Source organism: Waterburya agarophytonicola KI4 (genome assembly GCF_020640915.1).
GTDB classification, from domain to species: domain Bacteria; phylum Cyanobacteriota; class Cyanobacteriia; order Cyanobacteriales; family Xenococcaceae; genus Waterburya; species Waterburya agarophytonicola.
In genome coordinates, this window is sequence record NZ_JADWDC010000004.1 from 77,765 (window position 1) to 101,937 (window position 24,173).

The window sequence follows — 24,173 nt, forward strand, 5'->3', positions numbered from 1 at the left end:
GTTTTTTATAGACGAATTAAACCTGAATAAACCCGTTTGATCGCAGGATCGTCTGCTGTCCAATTAAGTTTGACCCAATCGTATTTACTATTCAGCATCATCACACGGTTAAAGCGATGCCTGCGGCTAGCTCCGCAATCGCGCTTGTCTGGTAAAGCGGGAATCACCCTAAAAACAATAGATTCACTATTTTAAAAAGCAACTTGCCACAATTGGGGATTGATTTGAAGTATTTCGATTACTTGTTAAATTTCCATCAATAAAGCGATCGCATCAAATTTTAGAGTTACCTCTATAAACCCTGCGTGACTTCCACCACATAGAAATACCCGTTACAGTCAAAAACAGTAATCCAATTCCATTAAGAAAAGGAAAACTTCTTTGAAAATCAATGTAGCCAAAGTCACCTTTATGCCAGTGAATAGCCCAACTAACCTGTTTGACAAAACCGCCTATTTCTCCAATTTGATAGATGATTCCCGTAATTGTTGTTAGCAAAATGGGAAGTAGCATAACTGGAGCAAGCCAGCGATGCCATTGACGTATTTTTGCAGCTTTAATTTTCATAATTAAATCAGTTCACAGTGAAAAAATTAATTTTAATAATTGATTAGATTAACTACCTTCCCCACCTTCACCGCCTTCATCTTGTTGAGGGACGGTTTGTTCGGTTTCTGCACCATCTTCGCCGCCTTCTCCACCTGCACCACCAATTTCGCAGCCTGCCAAAGAGGACATCATACCTAGAGAAAGGAATAGCGCAATCGCTTTAGAAGTTGTTTTGTGAGAGTCGTTCATAATAATTTCTGAATGTTAATTGAAATTTTGTTGAACCATATAAGTTATTTTGGCGAGCAAGCTTCAAGTCCTGGATGACTATCAAATATTTCACCCGTGAGCTGACATACATACAATTGATGATCGGCTAGTTTCCAATCATCTAAGTTGCCCTTAACTTGACCCAAAATTTGGGAGTGTTTATGTTCTGCAACTAAAGCCGTTTCAAATGTCTCTAAAGCTGCTGAGTTGTTGTCTAATTTAGCTTGCTTAATAAATTGAGCATACATTTGCCGTTCGTCAGATTCACCATTAACTGAATTGTTCAAATCATGTTGGACTAATGTAGATAAATTATCAGTAGTCTCAACTTCCTGATCGACAGTAGAAGCTACTTGAGGAACAATCATTATTTTTTCAGGTGCTGCTCCCATTGCTTTGATTACTCGTGCATGATTATCTAGATGAATTTTTTCAGCACCAGCCAAAGTTTTAAAGAGAAGAGCCAAGTCTTTGTAACCCTCCTCTCTGGCTTTTTCAGCAAAGTTCAAATACATAACATGGGAATTAGCTTCAGAGTTGTAGGCTTCTTGTAGATTATCCAATGTGGGAGAAGCTTTACCCTTCAAAGAGTCTTCTGCTTGAACTTTGGGAGGTCGAGAACGACTGAAATATACCAAAAACAGGATTACCAAACTGGTGATGACTGTCCATATTTCTACTTTTTGGACAATAGAATCAAACTCCGAATCCTCAGTCATATTAGTAACTTCTCCAAATTTAGTTTTGATAACCACAACCTGTAACTGGTTAGATTAGTTATGCGATTTAGCTGTGGTGGGAATTTTATAAAAAGAATGAGGTAGAAATGGGGGTAGAGGGAAAAACTATATTAGGTGTTTGTAATTAATTTAGGTGGTTTTAACCAAAATTGAATCTCCTTCTACCTTGACTTCATATCGAGTTAAAGGTTCTGTAGCAGGAGCTTCTAGGACTTCTCCACTGCTACTAAATTCCGAATCGTGACAAGGACAAAGAAATTTTTGTTGGTCTGATTCCCAAGTTACGGCGCACCCTGCATGGGGACAGGTAGGATTGACGGCAATTAATTTATCAGCGTTGATAGGGTCTTTAATGACTAAAGCTGCTCCATTAGCTAATTCTTCGTTGAGAATTTGTCCTGTTTGCTCCAATTCGCTCACGCTGCCAACTTCTTCAAAACTACCTCCAGAAGTAGCAATCTCAGCAGTAGCCTTGTTTTTAGTTTGAGCATCACAAGCAGTCAAAGCTGTTGGTAAGATGCTCATTCCTACTCCTACACCTACAAAACTAGTAAATTCTCGACGTTTCATTTAATAAAACCTGTTGCTAAGATGAATAAAATTTTCGGACAGTAATTGATTCGATTAATTGGGGAACAATATCGTTATCGTTATGCCGAACCAGATCCGTTCCCCAAGAAAATCACGTTTTTATAGTTTAAACAAGTAATCTAAATACCTTTTAAATTACTTGTTCTAAACTTTCTCCATTAGGATTTTGTGGACAAGCTTCAGCTTCTGGTTGGCGATCAAATGTTTCACCAGATATCGTACAAACGAAATAACTATTGCTAGCTTCTCTTCTATTATCCAAATCTTGGTTTACCTTGGAAAAAAGATCGGCGTGTTGAGTTTCTGCTGCTAGAGCCAGTTCAAAAGTCTTTAAGGCTGCGGAATTATTTTCAGCTTGGGCTTGCTCGATAAATTCAGGATACATTGAGTCGCGTTCGTAGGATTCTCCTTTAATTGCATTACTCAAATTTCCTCCCACCGCTTTCTCTAGGTTATCGGCAGTAGAATTTACTTGGGGAGTGGTGATCTTGTTTTCAGGTGTTGCTCCCATTGCCTTGATTACTTCGGCATGATTATCTCGATGGATTTCCTCAGCACGGGCGACAGCTTTGAAGAGATTAGCCACATCTTGATAACCTTCTGATTCAGCTTTATCAGCAAAGGCTAAATACATGACGTGAGCATTAGATTCTCCGTTATAGGCTTTTTGGAGATTTTCTAAAGATTGAGAATTTTGTTTGGCGGAAACTAAAGTGGCTTGAGCAGGTTTTGAAGATTCTACTCTTGCTTCTGGCGGTTGAGCTTGACTACAGCCTACTAGAGTAAGGGCCGCTAAACTGGTAACGATTGACCATTTTCCAGCTTTTTTAAGAGTTAAACCAAAATTTGAATAACGAGTCATGGCATTAATTTCCTTGAATGTAATTATGGCAATCAGAAGCTATTAGCCAGTTAAATTGATTCTGCTTTCTAGCTATATGAATAGATTACAGAGCAAATGAGGTGGAAATTAGGGTAGAGGAGAGAAAGATTTTTCCTTCACTTAACTCTTGATAAATTGAAGCAGCTTGGGGATAGTTCCTAATTTTCTTAATTTGAGAAAAAGAGAAAAGGGCTTCAGTTATTAGTTGGCAAAATCTTAGAATTTGAATAATGGAACTTGCAGATCTTTAATTAAACCAGTTTGAAGATTAATCACCCAACCATGAATTTGGGGTGCATTATCTTCTCGCAAACACTTACGCAAAATTGATGTTTGGTAGAGGTTTTTAACTTGGACAATGACATTTAATTCTGCCAAGCGGTTGATTTTATCTTTTCTGCTAGATAGAGAGTCTATTTCTACTTGTTTTTGCAGATATATCTCTCGAATGGGATTAACCCAGTTATCAACCAATCCAGTTGTGCGTCCTTCTAAAGCAGCTTCAATCCCTCCACAACCATAATGTCCGCAGACGATAATGTGCTGTACTTCTAAATGAGCGATCGCATAATCTAAAATAGATAGAAAGTTAATATCGGTCAGGGATACTTGATTGGCTATATTGCGGTGAACAAAAATTTCTCCAGGTTCGGTTTGGGTAAATCTGGTTAAGGGCATACGACTATCAGAACAACCAATATATAAATAAGGTGGCTTTTGTCCCGCACTTAATTCGTTGAAATACTCAGGTTCAAAAGCAAGTTTTTGGGCAGCCCAGGATTGGTTGTTTTTTAGTAATTCGTCTATGGTGTAATGAATCATCTATTTACTACAATCTCCTCAAATTTAATTTTGTAAATACAAGTTATTAGCCAAATCCTTTTTTTAAAAACTACACAACTGAGATTACAAAACTATTGGGGAAGAAATTGAGGTAGATTAAAGATTATTTCACTATGACCGAATATCGACTTGTATATATTTTCGCTTCTTTAGCTCTCAATTTGGAGTTTAGTCAGTCAGTCTAGCTTGATTTGATTTAATCAATTCTTGAATATTTCCTGATATAGTATTACAGATAAAATCTAAAGGTAAATCATTAGGATCTCGCCCAAAAGGATTTTCTAGCTCTGAGCCAATTTCTTCAATTCCAAACAAAATTAAACTAAATAAAGCCATAATTAAAATTGTCCAAAAATTAAAATGGACAGCTAGCTCAATTGGCAAAATTAAACAATAGATTACTAAAAGCTGCTTTAGAAATAGTGAATAAACTATGGGTGTAGGTGTTTTCAGAATACGTTCGCAGCCTCCTAAAATATCAACTAAGTCATCTAGTAATTTGTGTAAGGTATTTAACTGATAAAGGTTTATTCGGTTAAGAAGATACTGTTCTTGCAAATATTCTCCCAGCCAAAATACAATTTTTAGCGGAGGATGACCGCTTTTATAAAGTTGCCTATATCGGGAATTACTCATTAAAATCATCAATTCTTCTTCGACAAATTCTTCCTGGCGCAAATGAATTTTCATGGCGACACAAAATGCATCTATAAGCTTCATATTTTCTTCTTTAATAGGACTGTCTATTGGAGAAGATTCGCGGTCAATTGTTATTGATATACCACGAGCTAAGTTGCGTGTTGTATTGACTAAAGAACCCCAAAGTTTACGACCCTCCCAATAGCGATCGTGAGCTGCATTGGTTCTAAAAATTAGTAAGAAACTCAGAAGTAAATTGATGCTTAAAACAATATGAGCTATTCCGCCCCCTACATCAAAAGATGAAGTGAGTTCAAGTCTCTGTGCTAGCAACACAATTAAAAAACTATATCCACTGTAAAAAGCTACCCAAGGCAAAACCTGACTAGTAATAGCTCCTTGGAGTAACCATGCTATTTGAAAACCGTTTTTATGTTCACCAGTGTAATTCTGGAATTTTCTTTTCCATGACCTGGAAAATTTGCGTCTTTTAAAAGCTGATTTTGTACGATCTCTTTTGGAAGAGCGCGGATATAAAGGCATTTTCTCACCAAAGAATAATAACACAGAAACAGATGATTAAATGAGGTGGAAATTGGGGTAAAGAAAAAAACCTTATACCCAGAGATCTAAAGCGATCGCTTTAGATTTAGATTTAGCTTTACCTGATGCTGGATTGCGTTTCAATACTTCTTGTTTAAGCCCAAAATCAAGTTAAAGTAAGAATTATTTAGAGCAAAAAAAAAGTGCAGCTCAAAGAATTCTCCTTGATCAACCCGAAGTTGGAAGCATCATTAGTCTTCCAAGCAATTAAAACAGTAATTTCGCCAGAGGTAATCGCCCAAGAATTAGAAAAAAGTAACAGCGTAGAAAAACGTCAACGCAAGCTACCAGCTAGCTTGGTGGTATGTTTGGTAATTGCGATGAGTTTGTCCTAAAGGATACCGCTTCGCATATGGTCATCAGATTCGATGGCAACGGTTTTGAAAAATCTAGTTAATGGGCTAAATCGGCAGTGGACAAAATTAGGACAATACTGGATTGCGCCGAATAGTTCTTCGATTAGTATCGCTAGACAAAAACTAGGATGCCAAGTAATGAGTCGATTATTTGATTCAATAGTAAGACCATTGGCAACTCCCGAAACCTTAGGAGCATTTCTGGGTGGATTAAGAGTGATGGCAGTGGATGGAACGGTATTAGATGTTCCAGACAGCGAAGCTAATGCCAAGGTTTTTGGATATCCAGGGAGTCGAAAAGGAACAAGAGCAGCTTTCCCTAAAGTGCGTGTAGTATTGTTAGTTGAAGCAGGAACACATTTAATTACAGATGCCTTGATGTGTCCCTATCGAATTGGAGAAAGAGTCAGAGCTTTGAAACTACTGCGTTCGGTGAGCGAATCAATGCTGTTAATGTGGGATAGAGGATTTCATTCTTATCGAATGGTCAACACTACACTAGCCCAAGGATGTCAATATCTAGGAAGAGTTCCTGCCAACGTTAAGTTTCCTGTTCACAAAGTCTTAGACGATGGTTCATATTTAAGTTGGATTAATCCCGATCGCAAATCAAAGAAAAAAGGTTTAACTAAAATTCAAGTTCGAGTTATAGAATACACCATTGAGACTGATGGAGAATTGAAAACTTACCGTTTGATTACTAGCTTAATCGACTTGGCTTTGTTTCCTGCCTTATTGTTGGCACAGCAGTATCATCGACGGTGGGAAATAGAAAATACCATCGATGAACTGAAAACTCATCTTCTCGGACGTAAGACTCCGATTCGTTCCCTTAAACCCCGTGAAGTTGTTCAAGAAATTTATGGTTGGCTCTTAGGTCACTATGCAATTCGTTCTTTAATGTTTCAAGCCTCCCAACAAGCTGGTATTTCTCCTTTACGCTTGGGGTTTACTGGCACTCTCAAAATTATTCGCCGAGCAATGGGTGATTTTCAAGACCTCAACCAAGAGCAACTGCCCTTTTTTTCTCACGGTTAATTCAAGATATCCTAGCTGAAAAAATTCCTCCCAGACAAGGCAGACATAATCCCAGAGTAGTCAAAAAACCCCGTTCTAAATTTCCTTCTAAAAAGCCAATTCATCGAGAACTGTCTCCACACTCCAAACAGCTTACTTTTTCGATTTTTAACTCTGTTTAATCCTTAAACAAGAAGTATTGGATTGCGTTTCCTCTATCTCAGCAGAACGAATTATAGCTCCACGCTTGTCTTCAAGCACATGGTGATAAATTAAAGCAGCAGTAGCACCGCCAGCCAGTGGACCAAGCCAATAAAGCCAAAAATCTTTTAGTCCACCTCCCATTAAAGCTGGTCCCAAATAAGGAGCGGGATTCATTGCAGCACCAGTTAACGGACCACCCGCAAGAATATCGAGAGCTACAGTCAAACCAATAAACAAACCTCCCATTTTAGGAGCGCGAAAATCAATTGCCGTACCAAAGACGACAAAGACTAAGAAAAAGGTGAGGACAAACTCCATAACCAAACCCATCACTGGAGTTTCCCCTTTGCCTAAGATTGGAGTTCCCATGCCAACTGCCTGAAGTACTTCTAAAGGAAAAGCTAACTTAATTAAACTGGCAGCGAAAATTGCTCCTAAACATTGAAAAATAACGTACCCGAAAGCATTTTTTAGGTCGATTTTGTTAGTCAGCCAAGCTCCAAAGGTAACGGCTGGATTGAGATGTCCGCCACTGACAGCAGCAGTAGCACTGACCATAACTGCAATAGTAAAACCGTGGGCGAGGGCAATAGCAGTGATGTCTACTGCCGTTCCTGTAATTCCGTCTCTAATAATATAGTTGGTGGCGATTGAACCTACTCCAACAAAAATTAGGGCGAAAGTACCGATAAATTCGGCAATTAAAGCTTTGGTGTTCATGATTGATAATTTCTCCGAAGCTTGATTTAGAAAAGTTATGTTGCTAGATTACCGAGCAAATGAGGTGGAAATTGGGGTAGAGGAGAAAAAAACTTTGCTCATTAAGTTAGTGACTGCTGATATATAGCAGCACGGTCAAAGATATTACCTTTACGATCGATACCTTGAATTTCTAAACGTTCTGGATAAACTTCAATCACAGCAAAGCTTAATTTGGAAACTGAAAAAGCCGTCCAGTCGGATTTACCTACAGGACGCAGTTTTGCACCTGCACCACAGGTCAAATAGGTCGTTCCTTGTAATGGGTTTGTTCTTTCGTAATGATGGTCGTGACCATTGAGATATAGCTGAACGCCATAGCGAGAAAACAAGGGGGTAAGCCGTTTGACCAGATTGAGATGAGTTCCATGTTTTCCCGATGAATAAACAGGATGATGACCAAACACAATTTTCCAAGGCTGGATGGATTTTGATAAATTAGCTTCTAGCCAACTTAATTGTTCTAGCCAAGGTGCTTCTGGATTGGTATCGAGAGCAAAAAACTGGACGTTTTTTTTTGTGAAGGTATAGTAACGTCCTTGCATATTGAAGTTTTGATAGTTAATCTGATCGATACCGTTATTGGTCAAAATATCATGATTGCCGATCGCTGCATAAAATTGAATCTGTTGCTTGAGTAAATCCTGATAGGGCATTTCAAAAGCGTCATGGATTTTAGTGATTTCGCCGTATTCGTAGATATTGTCTCCTGTTAAGAGGACTAAAGGAAAGGGATTAACATTGGAGTAGCAACTGATGGTCTTAGCCACTGAATATTGATGATTATCCCCCGTTCCTACATCGCCAACTGCTACAAAACGGAACTGGGGTGAAGATGTAGTAGTAGGGAAGGAAGAACAAGCTTGAAACTTTAATGGGTATTTATAAGCTCGGTAGCGATGACTGCCTAAAGCCAATCCTAAACTACCTAAAGCTGTAAGTCCTAAAAAATTACGCCGTTTCACTAATTTTGCTGATATTTTCCCAGATTACGTTGAATTAATCTAGGTTACAGACTAAATGGGGTAGAAATTGGGGTAGAAGCAATTTCAATCAGTAACTAATTTTCTCCAGCCAATTAATCGATATTTAGGATGCGCCGATAGTTCACGCTACTGTGCCAAATAACGTCCCAACAACTATTGTAAGAGCCATTGCCAACGCCCCTAAGAGTGTCATCCTCGCTACTCCCACAGCAATATTTGCACCACCTGTACGGGCAGCTAATCCACCTAAAAGTGCCAGAAACATGAGTGAACCAACTACTACACTAGGAATCATGAGATTTTTCGGACTCAGCACAACTAGAATTAAGGGTAAACTTGCTCCCACTGCAAACGTGGCAGAAGATGCCAGGGCAGCCTGAATCGGGCGTGCCTGGTGTATTTCTGATAACCCCAGTTCATCACGGGCATGAGCCGAAAGGGCATTGTGAGCCATTAACTGATTAGCTACTTGCCGAGCTAGAGACGGCGTTAACCCTCTGCCCACATATATATTAGCCAGTTCATCTTGTTCGGCATCTTTATTCTCCTCTAGTTCGTACCGTTCGCGAGTCAAATCGGCTAGTTCTGTATCGGCTTGAGAACTGACCGACACATATTCTCCTGCTGCCATAGACATAGCTCCAGCTACTAGTCCTGATACCCCAGCGACAAGTACACCGCTCTTTACAGTATTGGCAGCAGCTACGCCTACTACTAAGCTTGCGGTTGAAACAATGCCATCATTTGCGCCAAGCACTGCCGCTCGCAACCAACCAATTCTGTCTGTGTAGTGACGTTCCGAATGTTTACCTGTCCTGGGCATATTTTCTTTCCTCATGGATACACTTAGTCTAGTAAATTTGAGAGCTTGTACTTTTTCCTTTAATCAAGCGGTAATTTGACTCTAAAACAACTACCTACATCAATTTGACTAGTTACCGAAATTTCTCCCTGATAACGTTTGGCGATCGCCATCGCAATAGCTAACCCCATGCCCATTCCTCCAGATCTTCTAGTTCTGGCTCGATCTGCTCGCCAAAAGCGATCGAAGATTGAGGATAGATGTTCTGGTGCAATTCCTACGCCAGTGTCTTTGATGTTGACATAAACATTTTGCCCTTCTTGCTCCATACTGACCGTGACTTTCCCACCTGAAGGAGTATATTGCAGGGCATTTTCTAGTAAATTTCTAAATAGACGGGCTAATTCTGCGCCATCTCCCTTGAGCATCACATTTGGTAGCAGATACGATTCTAAAGTAATTTCCTTAGCTTGAGCAGATGATTGAAATAGTTCGAGTAAATCCTCTAGAATTTCGGATAAAGAAAGTTCAACCCAAGTTACTGTTTCCTGAAGAACGTCTGAATCGATTCTAGTGAGTAAAAGCAAATCTTCTACCAATTTAATTGTATGGTCGGTAGTTGAGGCGATCGCGCCAACTTTTTTCAAATCTTGAGGATGAAGTCTCTCTGGGTAATATTCCATTACCTGAACCGAGGTTTTAATTGCAGCTAAAGGACTACGTAGCTCATGGGCAGCATCAGCAGTAAACTGTTTAAGTTGCTCAAAACTTTGCTCGATTGGCTTAAGAGACTGTTTGGTTAACCAAATTCCCCCCAAGCCAGTTAAGCCTATAACACCAATCCCACCAAGACCAAGACCCCAACGCAGACGAGTCAAAATCACTTCGATCTCGTCAGTAACCTGGTTAGCACGAATATAGCCTTCTAACTGTTTTTGACCATCACTACCGCTGTAAGCTGGTAAAGTTACGGTTCTGATTTTCTTTTGTCGTCCAAACTGCCATCCTGGTTGGGGAGGTAAATCATTTAATAATGTTCCTGCATTACCTACTAAACGCTTTTGAGCATCAAACCATTCCACTCCCTGATCTGGTTGACGTAAATGTTGCCAGGGAATATCTAAATCTCCATCATCGTCAAGATAACATCTAGTTTTGGCAGAGGTTGGATTGCCGATTAAGCCTCTTTGCTGACGTTTACTATAGTGAGCTTTAATTGCTACCAAATTATGAGAAGCAGCTTGGGCTAAAACTTCTAAACGCCGATCCATTTGTTCGTAAAGATTATGACGGGTATATTGGTAAATTGCTAAAGCGGAAATCCCCAAAATCGTCATCATTACGCTCATATAGGATAGTAGCAACCGCCATCGTAATGCTTGGGAACTAAAATTTTTAGATTTGTTTGAGACGATACCCAAAACCATAAACTGACTCCACTAAATCGGCAGGCGCACCAACCGCTTTTAACTTTTTACGTAATGTTTTAAGATGCACTTTGACCGTTTCTTCTGAAGGAGGATCGTCAAATGTCCATAGGCGATCGATTATAGTACTGCGACTTACCAACTTTCCCTGTTGGCGCAATAGCAGATCCAGTAGACCATATTCTTTGGGAGTTAGGTGTATCGGTTGTTGTTGGTAGATAACTTGGCAACTACTACAGTCTAGAAACAAATCTCCCCATTCAAGTATTGGTAATAAATTAACGTTACCCCGTCTTAGTAAGGCGCGAATTCGAGCTAGTAACTCAGGTAAATCGAAGGGTTTGACGACATAATCATCTGCTCCTACATCCAAGCCCATAACGCGATCGCTACTCATATCTCTAGCTGTTAGCATCAATACAGGAGTCATACTACCTGTTCGCCGTAATCGCTGACATAAACTAATGCCATCTAACTTGGGTAACATGATGTCTAGAATAATTAAATCGTAAACAGTAGCTTCCATAAATGCCCAACCCGTTTCTCCATCAGTAACAGCATCTACAGCATAATATTGTTTATCAATTAAAACTTCTATTAATGCTGCTGCTAATTGCTCGTCATCTTCGACTAATAAAATTTTCATGGCAGTTTCAATCGTAATTCCCATCGATAATTGGCTAAATCGAATTTATAACTAAGATTAATCTTGAAACGTAAAGAAATTAAGGTAGTTCCTTAAAAGACAGCCTTTTGTTAGATAAAAATATTATTCTGGTTAAGAATGAAAAAGAAATATTTTTGCTTTGTCAAATTTTAGTAAGAGACTGAGTAGCTAAAAAAATTGATGAGAGGTAAGTAAAAACTTATCATCGAATTAATTCCCCCTTATTCACTTTTTGAGAACTTAACAACTGGACAGCAGATAATTCACTCTGTTGGACAATGAGCGATCGCACGAGCTTCTTATTCAAGTACTTTAGTGTTGGCAGTTGTATTTACAGGAAGATAGTGGGGAAAGTTAAAGTAGACAAAATCTTCAACAGAAGTAAGCATTGATAAATTTGGAATCGCTCTTGACAAAAAACTAATTAGCTACTGTCTAAAATATAAAGCAAATCTTAAACCGTTTCACAAATGACAGCTTATGCTTCAACTTACGACAACTTATGGTTCAAATGAATCTGTATAAGCAAAATTCATTTATTTGTTTGCTCGCAATCAATGTTTACAGTTTATATTGGCAAATTTTATCTCGAACACCTTGCAACTCGGTTCGAGCCACTAAATATTGATTACCATCTGAGCTAGTTTTGACTTCATTTGCTTCAACAACAGGATCTCCTGGTTGCCAATCTTGTATAAATTCGCTCTTTTGCTCATTATGGGCTTGATTAGAAAAAGTTGGTTTCATTAAATTCGACCCATCATCAAAATAATTATTTGGATTCTCCGTGATTCCTCCGCTACCGTAATTTAAGAGCGTTCCCGTGTTCTGAGTATTGGAATTGAAACAGCTTTGAGCAACTAAATTCTCTGAAGAACTAAAATCAAGTTGACGCGATGATATTAACTCTTCACTAGTTGAGTTATTAGTCGGAACTAGCTGGATATCTCCATTCAAACCAAGTTCAGAACTAGCAGTTATATCGTTTTGCTCAGTGGTTTCATTTCGGGCAACTAAGCCAAAAATATAGTTTGAGGAAATAGTTATATTCCCACCATTTCCTCCTACTGAATTAGCAGTAATATCGCTATTCTCAATCCCCAGAATTGAGTCAGAATCAATTGAAACGTTACCACCCGATCCATTATTAGCGTTAGCTGCAATTGCACTGTTTTCTGTCAAGATAATGGCATCCGAGCTTACTTCAAGATTCCCACCATCACCTTCTCCTCTTGTTGAAGTTCCAATACTAGCGCGATCATTAACTGTTATCAAATCAGAATTAATGGAAATGTTCCCGCCATTTCCTCTCAAAGATCCTGTATTTATCTTACTAATTCTCTGTGGCACTACTGGGATATCAGCAAAGCGATCGATTTCTGATATTTCGATGGTGTTTGCGTCAATGGTAATGTTTCCAGCATCACCGTCACCTAAACTAATTGCTCTGATTATCGAGCCATTTATTACTCTCAGAGAACCTGTATTAATATTAATATCACCTCCATTGCCAAAGGAAGATCCTCCTGTAGAAGTTGATATTCCACCAATAAAATTACCAACTTTAGGTTTTGTACCGTTTAACTCAATATTTTCGGCATTAATATTGATATCTCCAGAGCTTCCTACGTTGTTAACGGCTTCGATTTTACCACCATCGAAGATTCTAAGTTCTGCTGTATTGATATTAATTAGACCTGCTTCTGGATTTGTTTCAGTAATACTATCGATATCGTTAGGATTTCCCCTCAATTCAACTGAAGCAACAATCGAACTGGGAACAAATATACCATTAGGAATAAAGCCCGATACATTAATTAATTCAGCTTCAATATCTATTTCTCCCGCATTGCTCTGTCCAAAAGTGGCGGTACTAATTCTTGCTCCATCTAAAATGCTGAGGGTACTAGTTTTGATACCAATGTTGCCACTGTCATCATCTATTGGCGAACTGGCAATTAAGCCAGTATAGATAGGTATAAAAGGGCGTACTGAACCACTTAAAAGGATGTTTTCTGACTCTATACTTAAGTTTCCCGCACTCCCGACGTTGAAAGAATCTACTTTTATTCTTCCACCGTCTAAAACCTGCAAAGATTGAGTAGAGATATTAATATCCCCACCGTTTCCTCTGCTGCTGCTACCCGTACTTGAAGTAATTACAGAAGTTAGTAAATTATCAATATTATTTGTTCCCTCTACTACAATATTCTCCGCATTAACATTGATATCTCCAGCAGTACTTCGATCTGCTGAAAAATTGACAGTACGAATCTCTCCACCATCAAATATCTGTAAATTTTTTGTATTGATGTTAATGTTATTTCCCGTACCAGTCGAATCTGAGAATATGTCTGCTCCAATTAAGCTAACAGAATAATTATTATTTATATCTTCTCTGGGCATATTGCCAGCAGTAATCTGTTCTATTTCATCGAATGATTTATCATCATTAAATTCTCCTGAAGTTCCTTGAATTGTGAGAGCTTCAGATGCATTAATATTGATCGCATTATTAGATGATAGAGAAGTATTTGCTAAAATTACCGAACCTTCATCAAGGCTAATTTCTCGTCCACTAATATTAATATTGCCAGCTATTTCACCGCTAACGTCGATATAAGCAGCTTTGGTAAAATTGATATTTCCCAACTCGAACGTATTACTCAAGCTAGTATTAAACCAATCATCAGTCGATATAAAGTCTATATTTTCACTGCCATTTGTGCCAATTAGTTCAATATTACCTCCAGGGGCTTGTAAGCCTCCTCCACTAAAATTGATATTGCCTCCAATTAAGGAAATGCTTTTACTAGGGTTAACTTTAATTCCTGGCGGAAGATTATCAGTATTAACTTTAAAACTAGGAACTTCAACTACTACGTTATTTTGGAGACCTTCAACGATAATATCCCCAGGACTGCTACCAAACCCTAAGCCGATGGGAAAGTCGAGCAAAATGGTTGATTGCTCAGGAGCGATCGCGCTAAACTCGCCATCGCCGAATTTGATTGAATCAGCAGTAGTAGCAAGGAAAGAACCACCAATATCTAACCTGGCATTTTCAGTAAAAACTATACCCGCTGGATTAATTAGAAATAAGTTAGCACTGTCATTTGCTCTAATTAATCCATCAATATTGGAGATATTCCCACTAGTTACGCGACTGAAAATATTGGAAATATTACTAGCATTATCAAAAAAAACTTCATTTCCTGTAGGTATGGAGAAATTTTGGAAACTATGAAATAAATTATTTCCTTGTGTTTCTCCTCCTGTTATTTCAGATACGTTTTGATTTTGATTGACTTGAGTATTGATGCTGTTGTCGGGAATAACCTGAGCAAGTATCACTTCGTTTGAAGAAAAGAAACAAGCAAAAGTTGTAATAATTAGTGGGAATAGAGGAATTTTGCCTGTTGAAAGAATATTGTTTAAGTTTGACTGTTGCCATGAGGGTGTAAGGCGAAAAATAACTTGCTTTTGCTTCATTTAGGTAATTGTAGCGATTTCAAAATTTAAGATTCCCAAAAAGATATTACTAGCAAGATAAAGTATTCTGGAATATATTCGATATTCTTAAAATTTAATTCACGTTTTGAAAAAGTTCGCGAGCGTCTTGAGGGATTACGTTAAGATTTTCACAACTTTTAAGACTCTTAGCAGTTTTCAGGCTGTAGTCATACCCAATTTCTGGATGAAAATAAGAACTGTAGTAAAAAGCGTGCTGGATTGCAGCAAATGGACTTTTACCTGGATTGGCAGTGTGACGACTGATTATACAGTTTTTTTCGTCAGGAACGATGTGCTGTAGAAGTTCTAAATTAAGATTGTTTTTAAAAAAACTTTCAACGGTACGATTATCTTTTATTAAATAAAAACTCCTAATTTTGATACACATTACGATGAAAAATATCAGATAAACCAGCATGAACAGCTTTGACTTGAACCACCCCCAACCATTATTGTGTAGAGACACAACAAGAAAAAGATTTAAAGATACCAGAGTAATCATCCAAAACATAAAGTAGCGTAACTCATGCGATTGAGGAAAATTAGCTGGCACTAAGGATATTAAGAGTATTGTAACTAGGGCAATCGTGGCATCATTCGATCTGTTATTGGAAGATTTTTGCTTAGTCAATTGTTCTCTAATACTTAGCCCTAAAAGCATCAGCAAATTGAAAGCTACATAAGCTCCAAAAAACCCGCCTCCTCGTCCCAAGAGTTGTCGATCGCCACCATCGTTTGACTGATCGGCAGACCACTGGGGAGTATTTATTTCAAAGATAGACTGTAGCCATTTTTGAGGTCGATTACCCTGGCTGTAAGTTTGTGGGACTAATTTGTGGTTTAGAACAACTCCTGCTATCTCAATTTTGATTGGGTAAAAAGGATTGCCATAAAGGGCTACATTTTTGATGGGCGTAAAAAAAATTAAACCTGAAGCAAGTATTGCTAAAAGTATAGTTTGCCATAGTTTACGCTGTATCTTTTTCGTATGCCTAAAATATAACCAAACTAATCTAATTCCAATTACCCAGTAGAGAATGAAAATTAGAGGCTGTAGCTGAGGTTTTGTATTGGCAGCAGCAGCAGCAGCCAAAAAAGTAATGAGTAGTTCTTTTTGTTGGGGCAAACTAGATTGACAAAAAAACAGATATCCCATCATCATTACTACTGAAACTCCTATATTTCCTGGTAAATCTACAAAGCTAGTAGGAGCATGGGTTATTACTGCTGGAATAGTAAAAATAGCGATTGCCGATAAATATAGCGGAATCTTAAAATAAATTTTTAGGAAGAAAAAGTAAACTATTAAACTGAAATAACCTACTAAATTAGTCGCCTGAATTCTGCCAGTTATCTTCCATAATAATCCTTGGAAAAAGTGTGCCAGGAGAGGAAAACCATCGTAGCGAAATTCGATTTTGCTCTCTGAAGTAAAAGATTCGGCAGGAATTATTCCCCAAATTCTGGCAGCAAAAGGCAAATGATACCAGCTCACATCATAGTTTGGATCGATATCAATAATTGCCTTGAGAAATATAGAGATAGTAATTCCAAGAGCAAAGATGCTTAATATACTCTCTATAAAACCAAATTTTCTGTTCTGCATTCAAATTTGTGTCTGACTGGTATTCAGACATTTAAGTTCATTCAAGTTAAGTAGCAGAGTATACTATATTGTTACCTTTCCTTGTAAAGAGTTTATTGTTTACGTTAGGCTAATCGGATAAAGTATTTACAGCCTTTCTTGCTTCAGTTTCTGCTGCTTCTACCGTATAAAAAACTTCAGGGTAATCGTATGTACATTCAAACTCGTCGATAATAGAGAACTGATAGCAATGACCAGTTGAATGGTAGATCATAAAAATACGATTTTTAATTGCTATTACTACTTCAATCCTGATTTGGTTCATTACTCTTGAGAGAAATGTATCTGGCAAAATTAGCCATTTGTTCAACTAGATTTCGAGTAAGCCTCGACAAACTGAGAATCTAATAAGCGTGATATATCTGGTTTTTCATCAATTATGTCGAGTTTTTGCTGAAGAAAATCTGTAATCTCTTTTGACATATTAAAGAGATTTGTAATGTCATTACTCTTATTAAAAGTAACTAAGTTATCTTCCAAGCTGAACATTTTCGTACCTGACTTGAGTAGCTGAAGCTCTTGGGGGCTAACTCCCGCCCGACTTGCCATAATTTGGTCTGCCTCTTCAATATTTTTAGTCATGAAATCAAGAGTATCAAACCATGTATCGACCAATGCTTGAACTTTTTCAGGATGCCAATCTATTAATTCTCGACTTACTATCAACAAGTCGGGAATTGCTCCAGGAAATTCAGCCGAAGAGGTTATTTCATGCGCTCCTTCTTTCTTCAGCGCGGTATACCAAAAAGGTGGGAATGCGCCTACTGCATTTGCTTGACCTGCTATAAAAGCTTCCACTGCTGCGCCAGTTTCCACATCTAAAATTTGAACGTCTTTGCGTGACATTCCTACTCTGTCTAATGCCAAAGTTAAGAGAAAGTCATCGACAACTCCCGCTTCTACTGCCACCATTTTGCTTTTCAAATCCTCAACTTTATCAATCCCTGCCTCAGCAATAATTTTGTCATTTCCCGCCGAATTATCGTTAACTAAAACTACTACCTCCCCTTTTACTGCCTCAGCAGCAAAGGAAATAGTGTCATTAAGAGTTTGACAATTACCGTCAATGTACCCCGCAGCTAAGTCTTCCATCGATTGAGAATAATCGTCGTACCATCTAAGCTCAACTTGAAGATTATGCTTGGCAAATAGTCCTTTTTGTTCGGCGATCGCCCAGGGCCACCATCCAGCCCAGTTACTATATCCAATCGTAATAGTTGAATTAGCTAGAGGTGGTGTAGTTTCTGTGGTATAAAAATTATTTTGCCAATTAAATAATAGAAAACTTCCTATAAGTAGGAAAGCTAGTATCCAAAGTTTTTTTAACATTTTAATTGCCCAAAGCGCAATAGCTATTGCGTGATTTTAAAGTGTGGATTATTTTATTTTCACGTTTTACCATAAAATATAACGCAATCCTAAAGCAGTAATTTATAGATTATAAAAATTGTTATTTGATAGTAAAAATGTATCTTGTAAATTTGAAAAGATTTGAATAATTTGTTATCTTAATTATATCATTTTGTCTATAGTAAGAATGATGTAATTTATTACTTTAAATAGAAATTTTCCAACAGTTGCAAGAGATTTTCTTCTAAAGTAGTTAAATAGGGTTTGTCTAATTTAGCTAAACCATTAAGCACCCACAAAGCAGCTTTATCTAATTTTCCTGTTTGATGAAGTTCGGTCATACGCACGCCTATATCTTCAATATTCTGATATTGTTCCGTATCAAATTCTGTTGATTCTAGATTACCTAGTGGTACTTCTAACTGGTCGTTCCAAGTATTGACGATACAATTACCATCGTTGACCTTCTCTACGATGCACCAACTGCCTCCTTTACCTTTTAGCTTGCTGTTGTTTTTAACCATAATTCGGCAAATTTCGCCTTCGGTAAAAGGATTTAATTGGGTATTATCTTGATCTAAATACAAATTAACTGCTTCAGTGACAACAGAGCCACTTGGAATTTTACCATCAGCTAAAGCGATCGCCATTTGCCAAACCTCTACTTGGGCATCCGCGTCTAACTTTGCCTTGACAATCGGTCTTAACTGTCTTTGACGAGTTGGCAGTATTGAATGCCGACCATTGGTCGGTAGACTATCTATTAGGTTTTGATAGACTCTAGCTGCTGCCATTTTGAGATAAGCATAGTCACTGCTATAACCGAAAACATCTTGACAAAATTCCTCGAAGCTAAGGTGGGTGCTGCGATAAAGCCTTAGTTGATTCAGTTCAATGAGAGCGAGTCCCGAACGATAAAAAGCAGTTTTAACATCTTGCTCTAGAGATAAACGCAATTCGGTTTCTTGAGCATTCAATGGCTCAAAGACAGATAAACGCAATTCATCTTTAGTAGTTTTAGAAGCTTTGTATCTTGACCTTCGACCCACAATAAATTGACATTGAATAGATTGATTTATCAATAATTATAGGTTGCTGAGGGTATATCTGACTGAGAAAACTGAGAGAGTAGAAATCCCTATTATCACTTTCTCAACTCCCACAACTACTGTAAAATCGTAGAGCTTTGTCGTGTCGGTTAACGCATAAGCTGCAAATAATAATTCGAGCATAGGATTAGAGGTAGTCCATCTCGATAATAAGAGGACAATCGCATTTCTAAATCATTCAGAATCTGGCAAATGTCAATATTATTGGTCATTATTGAGTAGGAATACATTAGTAGATATCAAAGTATGCCTTTATCTGGTGGAGCTACTGACAAATTTGGCAATCGATATGAAGGACTGTGGACAGTAGATTGCATAATAGATGTTATAGACGAAAAGGCTAGCTCAATTCGCCTAGAGCCACCAGGAGAAGAAGGGGAAGGAGTAGAGTTTTGGTTAGACAGGGATAATTGTCGTGAATATCATCAGGTAAAACGGCAAAACACACAAGGTCGTTGGTCGATTAGCGATTTAGCCAGCAAGCAAATATTGTCAAATTTTTACAAGAAACTGATTGAACCTAGCTCTAAATGCGTTTTTATTTCCACAGCTAAAGCTTATCAATTAGATGAATTAGCCGATAGAGCCAGAGGCTCGCAATCCTGGCAAGAGTTTAAAAAAGAGTTTTTTAGCTCTAAAGATTTGGAGCAAAGTTTTTACAAAATTGCTAGTCATTGGAGCGAATATAGCGACAAAGAAATTGAAGAGGCAATCTCAGCAATTAATAATAGTAAACCAAGCTCTACCCATATACAGATAGATGGAATAGCGCAAAACGCATATAAATTTCTCAAAAGAGTTGATGTTGAAACAGAAAGTGAAAGTAGACTAAGAAAAATTTTAGAAACTCGTCTTAGATATTTAGTAGAGAAAAATACTAATGATCTATCTTTTCAAGACGAGTCGCCAACAATCGTAGATATATTAGCTCAATTTGCTTTAGACAAGGTTCATCATGAGTTAAATACTGTTGATATTTGGCATCATCTTAAACAAAGGGGATATCGTCATCGCAATTGGAGCAAAGATTATCACGTATTAGCTGCTGTTCAAAATATTAATAATAGCTATGTTTCTAGACTAAAAGATATTGCGATCGCAGATAAGATAATTGCCCGTGATGAAACTCAAACTGTTCTGGAAAAACTAAAATACAGCTATGAAAAAAGAGCTTTACTGGTAACGGGAGAAGCTGGAGTTGGCAAAAGTATAGTAATGCTTCAGGTGTTAGAAAATCTAATTAATGAAGGTGTTCCAATCCTATCTTTTCGCGTTGACAACCTCAATCCAGTAGCTCATCCAGATGATGTCGGTAAGCAGTTACAATTACCTGGTTCTCCTGCCACTGTATTAGCTAGTATTGCCCAAAAAAGAGAATGTGTTTTGGTAATCGATCAATTAGATGCAGTTAGCCTAACCTCTGGTCGTCATCCAGATTTTTTTGAGTGCATTAACGAAATTATTCAGCAAGCTTTAATTCATTCCAACATACATTTACTGGTAGCTTGTCGTAAATTCGATTTAGATAATGACCATAGATTAAAGAAGTTAACTGGGGAGCAAGGGATTGCTGAAACTATAAACATTAATCGCCTTACTCATGACAAGGTTAAAGAGCTTGTTACAGAATTAAATTTAGATGTAAGTCGATTAAGTAGAAAACAGTTAGATTTATTATCGATTCCTCTACATCTTTATTTACTATCACAGATTGCTGAGGATTCAGACTTTAGTACTTTAAACTTTCAAACAGCTAAAGATCTATTCGATCGCTTTTGTGATTACAAACAGGCAAAACTAAGAGAGCGTCTTGGTTATTCAGTAAAGTGGACTAAGGTAACTGACTCGCTTGTTAAATATATGAGTGATAAGCAAACTTTATTTGCTCCTGAAAATGTAGTCCGACACTACAAAGATGACGCAAAAATAATGACATCAGAGAATATATTAACTTGGAGTGGAAACAAAATTTCTTTTCTACATCAAAGTTTTTTTGACTATTTATTTGTTGATTTTTTTGTAGAAAGTAATATCAATTTATTAGAGTTTCTGCAAGGCAATGAACAACATTTATTTCGGCGTACTCAAGTCAGACAGATTTTAATTCACGAAAGAGAAACCGATCCTGATGAGTATATAGAACATCTTGAAGAATTGCTTACAAGTAATGATATTCGGTTTCATATCAAACAAATAGTTTTTGCATGGTTGGGAACTTCAGAAGATCCGAAAGAAGAAGAATGGGAAATTTTAGCTTCTATTTTTGAAAGTGATGATACTTATAGTATCAGTTCGGCTTGGTCGGCTATTTGTATGTCTATCTCTTGGTTTAGATTACTGCATTTAATAAGCGTAATAAAACAATGGCTCAATAGCGATCGAGAGCAAGATATCAATCGGGTAATTTATTTATTATGGAATGCTCAAAAAGGATCACCTGAAGTTGTTGCAGAAGTTTTAATTTCCTACATTAACGTTTCAGAAGAATGGGATCGACGTATTAATAAGATAATTAATCGCCTTGAGCTTGGAAATAATCATCAAATCTTCGATCTTTTTGCATATCTAATAAAAAAAGGTCATTTTGTAGGAAAGAGTAAAACCGTTAATCATGAAAGAGATTTTTGGTCACAAATACATTCTTTAGTCAGAAAAAGACCTGATTGGGCTTGTGAGGCGATCACAATTTATCTAAATCATTATCTAGATTTAAGCGTTGAAAATGGGCAAAATAATTTGTTCGCAAGAGATAATGATATTTATCCCTACAGTCAGAGTGCTGATAGTGCGATTAATGAAACTGCCAAGAAATCTCCTAAATCTTTTGTTGTTAATGTTCTTCCATTTATTATTAGAATTGTCAAATTAAATGTAATTACTTCCGACGAGAAAATATTGAAAGATAAAGTATGGAAATACAAACATTATGGCTCTTATTACAATTTTGAGGACGTTCTTTTAATACATTTAGAAAATGCACTTCGCAACTTAGCAATTAATCAATCAGATAAATGTTCTGAAATTATTAATAATCACCTCATCCCGAATCGTGGTTACGACACCATAAAATATTTGTTGATTCGTACTTTTGCTGCTGATGGAGCTATATTCGCCAATGAAGCTGCTGATTTTCTCTGCGAAGAGCCAAGTAGATTAGCTACGGGATACGAGATTTGTAATGGTAATATTCATGCTTCTCCATATTGGGCAACACATCAGCTCTTAGTTGAGATAATTCCTTACTGTTCCACAACAAAACTAAAACAAATTGAAAGCTTGATATTAAATTATTATCCGCAGTGGAATGGACTAAAGCAATATCAGTCTGATTTAATTTTGACTTTGCACAGTCAAAAGATAGAAATAATATTTAAGTTTTTGAATCTATATCCAGAGCTACTTTACTGCATATATGTTTGTCAAACATATCAGTATTTAGAAAAAGTTCGCAAATATATCAAGTATACTCACCATCTATTAGGATATCCACAGTTTACGCTATTAAACAGTTTTCGAGTTAGTGTTATCTCGCAATTGAACACTATATTGCCGAAGATAGTTGCATTTTTACTATCTGTTAAAGCCAATTATTTTAAGATTTCGTATCTAATTTTATTAAGTAGTAACAGACTTTTTGACTTAAGCGATGTTGTTGTTAATCGTTTGAGTGAATGGCAACGTAAGTTTAAATCAATAGGATTAATAGAAGATATAGAAGTTATTCAGCCTCCTGAAGCCATAGAAGCTTACGCAGTAGGTTCTCCAATTGAGCAGGATTCAGCAGACTACATGACAGATAAAGAATGGCTTAAAGCAATTTCTGCATACAGTGAAAGCGATATGAGATATAGATCGGACTTTACTAAAGGTGGAGCAGTAGAGCTATCGCGAACTTTAGAAAAATGCGTTCAAAAAGAACCTGTTCGTTTTGTTAATTTAATTGGACTTTTACCCGATGATACTAATACATCTTATTTCGATGCGGTGCTTCGTGGCATTGCAGAAGTAGAAGAAATAGACATTAGAATTGCTTTAAGTGCGGTTCAGAGGTGCGATCGATTACCTGGAAAACCCTGTGGAAGTTCTATTAGTTGGCTGTTCCAAAAATTAGCACGCTTACCTTGGTCTATTGGAGCTTTAAACATAATAATCTGCTATGCAACCACCGATCCAGATCCAGATCGAGAGCTATGGCGTACTGAGGCTTCAAATGGTCAGGTTTACTATGGTGGTGAAGTTTTTACGGCTGGCATAAATTCTGTTAGAGGTGCTGCGGTACAAGCGATCGCAAAACTAATTTTTGCCGACAAAACTCGTGGTGCTTATTTCCAATATGCCCTAGAGCAAATGGTTAGGGATAAATCTCTGGCTGTGCGTTCTTGTGCTGCTGAAGCATTAGTAGCCATGTTAAATTACGATCGCGATTTGGCAGTCAAATTATTTTTGACGCTTTGCGATACAGAAGATATTATTTTAGGAACACAAACTGTTGATAGATTTTTATACTATGCAACACATAATCATCTTGAGACTCTCAAACCAATCTTAGAGAGAATGATATACTCTGATTCTCCACAAGCAGTAAAAGCGGGTGCGAGACAATCTTGTATAGCAGCTTTGGGAAATGAACAAGCCCAATCTTTAGTAGATTATTGTTTATCATCAGGAACTACCGCACATCGAAAAGCTTTGGCTCAAGTTTTTGCGAGTAATTTTAAATCCGCAGATTTTCGCCAATACTGCGAAGATGGATTGATTAAGCTTTTTCAAGATTCAGACGAAGAGGTTCGTTCTCAAGCAGCTAGATGTTTTTATGAACTAAAAGAAAATGAATTAGAAAATCATACAAATCTGCTGAAGGCATTCGTTAACAGTCCTTCTTTTGCTAGTGATTCGGAAGACTTAATCTATGCACTTGAAAAAACTACAGCCAAATTGCCAAAAGAAACCTACTTAGTTTGCGATCGCTTTGTCAAAAACCTTCAAGCGCAACAGCCAGAACAAAAAAGTTACATCAGAGATGGAGATCGAATTAGTCAATTACTTATAAGACTCTACACTCAATCAAAGAGACAAATGCGAGCGCAATGCTTAGATTTAATTGATCGCCTGTGTGAAATGAATGTTTATGGCTTAGATCGAGCTTTACTTGAATATGAAAGGTGAGTCCTCAATTGCGATTGCTTAACAGCAAAATATTACGCCAGATTTTTGCAACTT

Annotated in this window: 19 protein-coding genes and 1 pseudogene; 2 read left to right on the top strand and 18 right to left on the bottom strand. The window is 37.4% G+C overall.

The window, feature by feature from the left end:
* Positions 1–5: 5 nt before the first annotated feature.
* From I4641_RS02625 to I4641_RS02660, 8 genes are all read right to left on the bottom strand, one after another.
* The gene (locus tag I4641_RS02625) at positions 6–167 is read right to left on the bottom strand and encodes a hypothetical protein (RefSeq protein ID WP_229638874.1); all 162 of its coding nucleotides are present in this window, start codon (positions 165–167) and stop codon (positions 6–8) included.
* 106 nt (positions 168–273) lie between these two features.
* Complete coding sequence (locus I4641_RS02630) at positions 274–567, bottom strand: PepSY domain-containing protein (protein WP_229638875.1); 294 nt, start codon at positions 565–567, stop codon at positions 274–276.
* 48 nt (positions 568–615) lie between these two features.
* Positions 616–798: a hypothetical protein gene (locus I4641_RS02635; protein ID WP_229638876.1), complete on the bottom strand. Its 183-nt coding sequence runs from the start codon at positions 796–798 to the stop codon at positions 616–618.
* Between the two features lie 44 nt (positions 799–842).
* Positions 843–1,538 (bottom strand): rubrerythrin family protein, encoded by a 696-nt coding sequence (locus I4641_RS02640; protein ID WP_229638877.1) that lies wholly within the window; start codon positions 1,536–1,538, stop codon positions 843–845.
* A 150-nt stretch (positions 1,539–1,688) separates the two neighbouring features.
* The gene (locus I4641_RS02645) at positions 1,689–2,129 is read right to left on the bottom strand and encodes a QcrA and Rieske domain-containing protein (protein WP_229638878.1); all 441 of its coding nucleotides are present in this window, start codon (positions 2,127–2,129) and stop codon (positions 1,689–1,691) included.
* 151 nt (positions 2,130–2,280) lie between these two features.
* Positions 2,281–3,012 carry a rubrerythrin family protein gene (locus I4641_RS02650; RefSeq protein WP_229638879.1) on the bottom strand — a complete coding sequence of 244 codons (732 nt, stop codon included), beginning with the start codon at positions 3,010–3,012 and terminating at the stop codon, positions 2,281–2,283.
* Positions 3,013–3,249: 237 nt separating this feature from the next.
* Positions 3,250–3,855, bottom strand: a complete 606-nt coding sequence (locus I4641_RS02655) for a carbonic anhydrase (RefSeq protein ID WP_229638880.1) — start codon at positions 3,853–3,855, stop codon at positions 3,250–3,252.
* Between the two features lie 189 nt (positions 3,856–4,044).
* Positions 4,045–5,082: a bestrophin family protein gene (locus I4641_RS02660; RefSeq protein ID WP_229638882.1), complete on the bottom strand. Its 1,038-nt coding sequence runs from the start codon at positions 5,080–5,082 to the stop codon at positions 4,045–4,047.
* A 254-nt stretch (positions 5,083–5,336) separates the two neighbouring features.
* Between I4641_RS02660 and I4641_RS02665 the strand changes: the two are divergent.
* Positions 5,337–6,512, top strand: a pseudogene (locus I4641_RS02665) (IS4 family transposase).
* Positions 6,513–6,659: 147 nt separating this feature from the next.
* On the opposite strand, the gene I4641_RS02670 reads toward I4641_RS02665, so the two are convergent.
* From I4641_RS02670 to I4641_RS02715, 10 genes are all read right to left on the bottom strand, one after another.
* Positions 6,660–7,415: an MIP/aquaporin family protein gene (locus I4641_RS02670; protein WP_229638883.1), complete on the bottom strand. Its 756-nt coding sequence runs from the start codon at positions 7,413–7,415 to the stop codon at positions 6,660–6,662.
* Between the two features lie 101 nt (positions 7,416–7,516).
* Positions 7,517–8,419 carry a metallophosphoesterase gene (locus I4641_RS02675; protein ID WP_229638884.1) on the bottom strand — a complete coding sequence of 301 codons (903 nt, stop codon included), beginning with the start codon at positions 8,417–8,419 and terminating at the stop codon, positions 7,517–7,519.
* Positions 8,420–8,561: 142 nt separating this feature from the next.
* Positions 8,562–9,263, bottom strand: coding sequence for a VIT1/CCC1 transporter family protein (locus tag I4641_RS02680; protein WP_229638885.1), 702 nt, complete (start codon positions 9,261–9,263; stop codon positions 8,562–8,564).
* 59 nt (positions 9,264–9,322) lie between these two features.
* Complete coding sequence (locus I4641_RS02685; protein WP_229638886.1) at positions 9,323–10,669, bottom strand: sensor histidine kinase; 1,347 nt, start codon at positions 10,667–10,669, stop codon at positions 9,323–9,325.
* Positions 10,638–11,315, bottom strand: a complete 678-nt coding sequence (locus tag I4641_RS02690; RefSeq protein ID WP_369426710.1) for a response regulator transcription factor — start codon at positions 11,313–11,315, stop codon at positions 10,638–10,640. Before I4641_RS02690 ends, I4641_RS02685 begins: the two co-directional genes overlap by 32 nt.
* A 582-nt stretch (positions 11,316–11,897) precedes the next feature.
* The gene (locus I4641_RS02695) at positions 11,898–14,828 is read right to left on the bottom strand and encodes a two-partner secretion domain-containing protein (RefSeq protein ID WP_229638889.1); all 2,931 of its coding nucleotides are present in this window, start codon (positions 14,826–14,828) and stop codon (positions 11,898–11,900) included.
* 94 nt (positions 14,829–14,922) lie between these two features.
* On the bottom strand, positions 14,923–16,455 hold the full coding sequence (locus I4641_RS02700; protein ID WP_229638890.1) for a hypothetical protein: 1,533 nt from the start codon (positions 16,453–16,455) through the stop codon (positions 14,923–14,925).
* A 109-nt stretch (positions 16,456–16,564) separates the two neighbouring features.
* A complete protein-coding gene (locus tag I4641_RS02705; RefSeq protein ID WP_229638891.1) occupies positions 16,565–16,759 on the bottom strand; it encodes a hypothetical protein in 195 nt (64 codons plus the stop codon).
* A 41-nt stretch (positions 16,760–16,800) separates the two neighbouring features.
* Positions 16,801–17,823 carry an ABC transporter substrate-binding protein gene (locus I4641_RS02710; RefSeq protein ID WP_229638892.1) on the bottom strand — a complete coding sequence of 341 codons (1,023 nt, stop codon included), beginning with the start codon at positions 17,821–17,823 and terminating at the stop codon, positions 16,801–16,803.
* Between the two features lie 221 nt (positions 17,824–18,044).
* The gene (locus tag I4641_RS02715) at positions 18,045–18,893 is read right to left on the bottom strand and encodes a hypothetical protein (RefSeq protein ID WP_229638894.1); all 849 of its coding nucleotides are present in this window, start codon (positions 18,891–18,893) and stop codon (positions 18,045–18,047) included.
* 306 nt (positions 18,894–19,199) lie between these two features.
* On the opposite strand from I4641_RS02715, the gene I4641_RS02720 reads away from it, so the two are divergent.
* On the top strand, positions 19,200–24,119 hold the full coding sequence (locus I4641_RS02720; protein ID WP_229638895.1) for an NACHT domain-containing protein: 4,920 nt from the start codon (positions 19,200–19,202) through the stop codon (positions 24,117–24,119).
* The last annotated feature ends 54 nt before the right edge of the window (positions 24,120–24,173 follow it).